The sequence below is a fragment of the Neoroseomonas rubea genome (assembly GCF_016106015.1).
In the GTDB taxonomy this organism is placed as follows: domain Bacteria; phylum Pseudomonadota; class Alphaproteobacteria; order Acetobacterales; family Acetobacteraceae; genus Neoroseomonas; species Neoroseomonas rubea.
Window position 1 is genome coordinate 1 of the sequence record NZ_JACADQ010000300.1, and the last position, 5,275, is coordinate 5,275.

The window sequence follows — 5,275 nt, forward strand, 5'->3', positions numbered from 1 at the left end:
GCGCCCGCCGCGCTGGCGCGGGAGGACCGGGTCGCGCTTGCCCGCGCGGCCGCCTTCGCCGCGCTGGCCGGCGACGATGCCGCGCTCGCGGCGCTGCGCGACGCGCATGGGGAGCGGATGCGCGAAGGCCCGCTCTCCGAGGCTTTCGCTGCGCTGACGTCTGACCCGCTGCGGGGGCTGGCCGACCTGCCGCGCGTGCAGCAGGAGATCGGCATGTTGCGGCTGCTGCCGTCGCGACTGGAGGCCTTGCGGGCGCCCGTGCAGGTCGCGCGCTGAGATGCGCGTCCCCCGGGTGGGGGATCTGCAAAATTTCCGGTCCCCGGGGGCGGATTTCGCTTGCGCCCCGGACCCCCTTGCCGCATATCGCGCCGCCGTTGACCCAATGGTCGGAATCTCCCGACCGCCCTGGTCATCTGCTGGCTGGAAGGAGCCCTCACATGGAAGCTCTCGTCCAACCGGGGATGGTCTCGGATCTGCCGAGCGACACCCGGAACAACGAGGATATCGGCTCGGCGCACCCCGAGAAGGATTACTTCGTGCAGCGCAACGGCGTCCGCTACGCCGGGACGCACTTGATCATCGACCTGTGGGGGGCGACGAATCTCGACGACCCCGCGCATATCGACGCGGTGCTGCGCGAAGGCGCGCTCGCCACCGGGGCGACGATCCTGCACGGGCATTTCCACCACTTCTCGCCCAATGGTGGCGTGTCCGGCGTGCTGGTGCTGGCCGAAAGCCACGTGTCGATCCACACCTGGCCGGAGCGGGACTACGCCGCGCTCGACATCTTCGTCTGCGGCGATTGCGACCCGTACAAGGCGATCGCGGCACTCAAGCGCGGCTTCCTGCCCGAGCGCGTGCAGCTTGCCGAGCACAAGCGCGGGCTGATCGGCTGACGCCGGCTTCATCGTCGGAACGCGGGGGGTCGGGCGGTCGCGCCCGGCCCCTTCGCATTGCGGGGGCATCGCCATGGCCTACGACCTTTGGGTGAACGAGACGCTCTACGCGGCCTGGGGCCAGCGCTTCCGGGTGAAGCGGGAACTCGCGCGCGTGCGGTCCGATTTCCAGGACATCATGGTGTTCGAGAGCGAGACGCATGGCCGCGTCATGATGCTCGACGGCGTGGTGCAGATCACCGAAGCGGACGAGTTCTCCTACCAGGAGATGATCGCGCATGTGCCCCTGCTGGCGCATGGCGCGGCGAGGAACGTGCTGATCATCGGCGCGGGCGATGGCGGCGTGCTGCGCCGCGTGCTGCAGCACAAGGGTGTCGAGCGCGCGGTCATGGTCGAGATCGACGGGGAGGTGATCCGTCTCGCCAAGGAATTCCTCCCCGGCATCGCGGGCGATGCGTGGAACGACCCGCGTGCGGAAGTGCTGGTGGCCGACGGCATCGATTATGTCCGCCGCGCGCCGGACGCCTCCTTCGACGTGGTGATCGTGGACAGCACCGATCCGATCGGCGTGGGGGAGGTGCTGTTCACCGACGAGTTCTACGCCAATTGCGCCCGCCTTCTGACCGCGCGCGGCCTGGTGGTGAACCAGTGCGGCGTGCCGCAGATGCAGGCCGATGAGCTGCGCGAGACGTCCATCCGCCGCGGCCGCGCCTTCCCCGACATCTGGGCCTATGTGGCCGCGGTGCCGACCTATGTGGGCGGCTTCATGACGCTCGGCTGGGCGGCGAAGGACGCCGCCTGCCGCGCCGTGCCGGCGGATGAGATCCGCCGGCGGGCGGAAGCGGCCGGCATCCTGGGGACGACGCGCTACTGGACGCCGGAGATCCACGCCGGCGCCTTCCACCTGCCGCCCTACATCGCCGAGCACCTGCCGAAGGGCTGAGGCCGCCTATCCTTCGAGGCGGACATTGGCGACCCGCGCCACCTCCCGCCAGCGCGCGATCTCGGCGCGGAGGAAGGCGCCGAACTGCTCCGGCGTCTGCGGATCGGGCAGCATGCCCTGCTCGTCGATGCGCGCGCGCATGGCGGGTTCGGCGAGCGCCGCGGCGACGTCCGCCTGGATGCGGCGCAGGATGTCGGCCGGGGTGCCGGCCGGCGCGACCAGCCCGTTCCAGCCAAAGGCCTGGAAGCCGGGCAGGATCGTCTCGGCGAAGCTCGGCACCTCGGGCAGCCAGGGCACGCGCGCGGGCGTCATGACGCCGATCGCCTTGACGCGCCCGCCGCGGATGTTCGGCAGGGCGGAGGCGACGCTGTCCGTCATGAGCGGGACGGTGCCGGCGATCAGGTCGGTGATGGCCGGCGCGCTGCCGCGGTAGTGCACCATGTTGAAGCGCAGCCCCGCGCTGTGCGCGAGGAATTCCGCGGCCATGTGCGCCCCGCTCGCCGGCCCGGCGGTCGCGAGGTCGATCGGCCGCACCGCGCCGCGGGCCGCGGCCGCCCAGTCCTGCGGCGTGGTCGCCGCGAAGGAGGGATGGGCGATGATCGCGAGCGGCACGAGGGTGAGGTTGGTGATCGGCGCGAAGTCGCGTTCCGGGTCGTAGGGCAGGCGCGCCATCACCGCGGGGTTGACCGCGAGAGGCCCGATCGAGCCTGCGACCAGCGTGTAGCCGTCGGGTGCGGCGCGCGCGCCCATCTCGAGCGCGGGCGCGCCCGCGCCGCCGGCGCGGTTCTCCACCACCACGCGCTGCGGCCAGCGGCGGGAGAGATCGTCGGCCAGCAGCCGCGCGATGATGTCGGTCGATTGTCCTGGCGGAAACGGCACGATGATCCTGACCGGCCGATTAGGCCAGTCGCCCTGGGCGAGGGCGGGGGCGGCGAGGCTGGCGCCGGCGGCGGCCAGCAGAAGGCGGCGGGTGTGCATGCGGAAGGTCTCCCGGACGTTGCTTGGTCGCCGGTCGGCACGATCCGGCAACGACGCGGGAGGTGGTGGAACGCCGGCGCGCTTTCCAGAGGGGGGGCGTGCCGCGCCCGCCGGCGCGGAACGTCAGATCCCGGCGAAACCCTGCACGAGGGAGGCGGAGACCAGCCGCCACCCGTCGACCAGCACGAAGAAGATCAGCTTGAAGGGCAGCGCGACGACTGATGGCGGCAGCATCATCATGCCGAGGGACATCAGGACGCTGGCCACCACCATGTCGATGACGAGGAAGGGGAGGAACAGGAGGAAGCCGATCTCGAACGCGCGCTTCAGCTCGCTGACCATGAAGGCCGGCACCAGCGCGCGATAGGGCGCGGCTTCGGCCGATTCGGGCGCGGGCAGGCCGGCGAGCTGGACGAAGTGCATCAGGTCCTCCTCCCGAACATTGGCCGCCATGAAGCGGCGGAAGGGCTCGGCCGCCGCCTGCAGGCCGGCGATCTCGCCCATCCGCCCGTCCGTCATGGGCTGGATGCCCTGCACCCAGGCGGCCTCGAAGACCGGCTGCATGACGAAGAAGGTCAGGAAGAGCGCGAGGCCCACCAGCACCGGGTTGGGCGGGATGCCCTGCGCGCCGATCGCGCTACGCAGCAGCGACAGCACGATGACGATGCGGGCGAAGGCGGTCGCCATCACCAGCAGGGAGGGGGCGAGCGACAGCAGCCCGATCAGCGCCGTCAGCTGCACCAGGCGCGCGGTGGCCCCCGGCTGCCCGGTCTGGCCGAGGTCGATCGCGACCGACTGCGCCAGCGCCCCGCCGGGCAGCAGCAGCGCGACGGCGATCAGCAGGACAAGCCAGCGCCTCATGCCCCGCCCTCCGGCAGCCAGCCGACGACCTCGTCCTTCGCCCCGCCGGTCAGCAACAGCAGGGCGCGCCCGTCGCAACGCACCAGCAGCAGGCGGCGCCGGGCATCGAGCGCAAGCACCTCCTCCACCTTCATCCGCCCGCCCGCGCCCATGCGCGGGGCGAGCCCGGCGCCGCGGGCGATCCGCGCGGCGAGCAGGATGAGCGCGACGACGGCGGCCAGCGCGCCGGCGGCGGTCATCCAGGTTGTCATGTCGGGGGTCATGCCGCGGCCTCCTGCCGGCGGTTCGGGGTGTGTGGCGCGCTAGGGCGGCGCAAGACCGGCGCGCAGCCGGTCGAGCGATCGCACCATGGCCTCGAAGCGCACGCGCAGCGCCGGCGCGGCCACCCGCGGGGCGGCGAGTGCCGCGGCGCAGAGCCGGCCGATCTCGTCCTCGAGCCCGGTGAGGTCGATGCGGCGGCGCTCGGCGACCAGCGCCTCGGCCACCGAGAGCGTCGCTTCCATCGCCTCGGCCGCGGCGAGCACGATCTCGGCCTGACGGGCCTCGACGGCCTCGCGGGATGGGGGTTCGCCGAACATCATGCCCCCCATAAGACGCACGGACTGGTTACCGAGGCGTTGTCGCGCGTGTCGGCGTGAAGGGATTGTTCGGCGTTAACCGATCCTTCGTGACGCCGATGCGAGAAGCGTCGCATGGACCCGACCCGCACCGGCCCGATCGCCCTTGCCGAGACCAGGATGCGCTGGCTCGACGCGCGCCAGCGCGTGCTGTCCCAGAACGTCGCCAACGCCGACACGCCGGGCTACCGGCCATCGGATCTGCGGCCGTTCCAGGAAACGCTGGGCCGCGTCGCCAACAGCGCGGCCATGCGCCAGACGAACCCTCTGCATCTCGCCGGCGCGCATGGCGCGGGCCCGCAGGCGCAGCGGGAACGCCGGCCGGTGGAACGCACCATCGACGGCAACGGCGTGGCGCTGGACCGGGAGGCGATGCGCATCGCCGACACCGAAACCGCGCACCAGCTCGCGGTCGGGCTGCACCGCCGCTACGTCGGCCTGTTCCGCACGGCCCTCGGCCGCAACCAGTAACGGAGAAGGGGCATGGACCTCGACCGCGCTCTGCGCATCTCCGCCGCCGGCATGCAGGCGCAGTCGACGCGCCTGCGCGTGGTGGCGGAGAACCTCGCCAACCGCGACAGCGTCGGCCAGTCGCCGGGTGCCGATCCCTACCGGCGCAAGACCGTCACCTTCCAGAACCGGATGGACCGCGAACTCGGCACGGCCACCGTGCGGGTCTCCCGCGTCGGCACCCAGCCGGGCGAATTCCCGCTGCGCCACGACCCGTCCCATCCGGCGGCCGATGCGCGCGGCTATGTCCGCACGCCGAATGTCGACAGCATGATGGAGACGATGGACATGCGGGAGGCGCAGCGGTCCTACACGGCCAACCTCTCCGTCCTGGAAGTCACGCGCGGGATGCTTACCCGGACGATCGAGGCGCTGCGTCAATGACGATGCCGCTGGCCCCGGCGGGTGCCGCCGCCGCCTATCGCGCCGCCGACGCGCTGCCCGGCGCCGCCACGGGCGGGACGGGGGGT

9 protein-coding genes are annotated in these 5,275 nt (G+C 72.1%); 5 read left to right on the top strand and 4 right to left on the bottom strand.

Annotated features, from left to right (window positions below):
• From HW577_RS20140 to speE, 3 genes are all read left to right on the top strand, one after another.
• Positions 1 to 276: hypothetical protein (locus HW577_RS20140; RefSeq protein ID WP_198377915.1), on the top strand; the 276-nt coding region annotated here is incomplete at its 5' end.
• A gap of 161 nt (positions 277 to 437) precedes the next feature.
• Positions 438 to 896, top strand: coding sequence for an adenosylmethionine decarboxylase (gene speD, locus HW577_RS20145; protein ID WP_198377916.1), 459 nt, complete (start codon positions 438 to 440; stop codon positions 894 to 896).
• A gap of 73 nt (positions 897 to 969) precedes the next feature.
• Positions 970 to 1,839 carry a polyamine aminopropyltransferase gene (speE, locus tag HW577_RS20150; RefSeq protein ID WP_198377917.1) on the top strand — a complete coding sequence of 290 codons (870 nt, stop codon included), beginning with the start codon at positions 970 to 972 and terminating at the stop codon, positions 1,837 to 1,839.
• Between the two features lie 6 nt (positions 1,840 to 1,845).
• Here speE and HW577_RS20155 read toward each other — a convergent pair whose 3' ends face one another.
• The 4 genes from HW577_RS20155 to HW577_RS20170 form a co-directional block, all read right to left on the bottom strand.
• Positions 1,846 to 2,817 (bottom strand): Bug family tripartite tricarboxylate transporter substrate binding protein, encoded by a 972-nt coding sequence (locus HW577_RS20155; RefSeq protein WP_198377918.1) that lies wholly within the window; start codon positions 2,815 to 2,817, stop codon positions 1,846 to 1,848.
• A 123-nt stretch (positions 2,818 to 2,940) separates the two neighbouring features.
• On the bottom strand, positions 2,941 to 3,678 hold the full coding sequence (gene fliP, locus HW577_RS20160) for a flagellar type III secretion system pore protein FliP (RefSeq protein WP_198377919.1): 738 nt from the start codon (positions 3,676 to 3,678) through the stop codon (positions 2,941 to 2,943).
• The gene (locus HW577_RS20165) at positions 3,675 to 3,941 is read right to left on the bottom strand and encodes a flagellar biosynthetic protein FliO (protein ID WP_198377920.1); all 267 of its coding nucleotides are present in this window, start codon (positions 3,939 to 3,941) and stop codon (positions 3,675 to 3,677) included. The genes fliP and HW577_RS20165 overlap by 4 nt, the downstream gene beginning before the upstream one ends.
• A 39-nt stretch (positions 3,942 to 3,980) precedes the next feature.
• Entirely contained in the window at positions 3,981 to 4,256 is a 276-nt protein-coding gene (locus HW577_RS20170) for a hypothetical protein (RefSeq protein WP_198377921.1), read from the bottom strand.
• A 114-nt stretch (positions 4,257 to 4,370) separates the two neighbouring features.
• Here HW577_RS20170 and HW577_RS20175 point away from each other — a divergent pair, with 114 nt between their 5' ends.
• Together HW577_RS20175 and flgC are read left to right on the top strand one after the other, a co-directional pair.
• Positions 4,371 to 4,766, top strand: coding sequence for a flagellar basal body rod protein FlgB (locus HW577_RS20175; RefSeq protein WP_198377922.1), 396 nt, complete (start codon positions 4,371 to 4,373; stop codon positions 4,764 to 4,766).
• Positions 4,767 to 4,778: 12 nt separating this feature from the next.
• The gene (gene flgC / locus HW577_RS20180) at positions 4,779 to 5,189 is read left to right on the top strand and encodes a flagellar basal body rod protein FlgC (RefSeq protein ID WP_198377923.1); all 411 of its coding nucleotides are present in this window, start codon (positions 4,779 to 4,781) and stop codon (positions 5,187 to 5,189) included.
• Positions 5,190 to 5,275: the final 86 nt, after the last annotated feature.

What these genes read in the sequence shown, in the direction of transcription:
- HW577_RS20170 (WP_198377921.1), bottom strand. Translation starts at nt 4,256, where the DNA reads ATGTTCGGCGAACCCCCATCCCGCGAGGCCGTCGAGGCCCGTCAGGCC.
- fliP (WP_198377919.1), bottom strand. Translation starts at nt 3,678, where the DNA reads ATGAGGCGCTGGCTTGTCCTGCTGATCGCCGTCGCGCTGCTGCTGCCC.
- speE (WP_198377917.1), top strand. Translation starts at nt 970, where the DNA reads ATGGCCTACGACCTTTGGGTGAACGAGACGCTCTACGCGGCCTGGGGC.
- flgC (WP_198377923.1), top strand. Translation starts at nt 4,779, where the DNA reads ATGGACCTCGACCGCGCTCTGCGCATCTCCGCCGCCGGCATGCAGGCG.
- HW577_RS20175 (WP_198377922.1), top strand. Translation starts at nt 4,371, where the DNA reads ATGGACCCGACCCGCACCGGCCCGATCGCCCTTGCCGAGACCAGGATG.
- HW577_RS20155 (WP_198377918.1), bottom strand. Translation starts at nt 2,817, where the DNA reads ATGCACACCCGCCGCCTTCTGCTGGCCGCCGCCGGCGCCAGCCTCGCC.
- HW577_RS20165 (WP_198377920.1), bottom strand. Translation starts at nt 3,941, where the DNA reads ATGACCCCCGACATGACAACCTGGATGACCGCCGCCGGCGCGCTGGCC.
- speD (WP_198377916.1), top strand. Translation starts at nt 438, where the DNA reads ATGGAAGCTCTCGTCCAACCGGGGATGGTCTCGGATCTGCCGAGCGAC.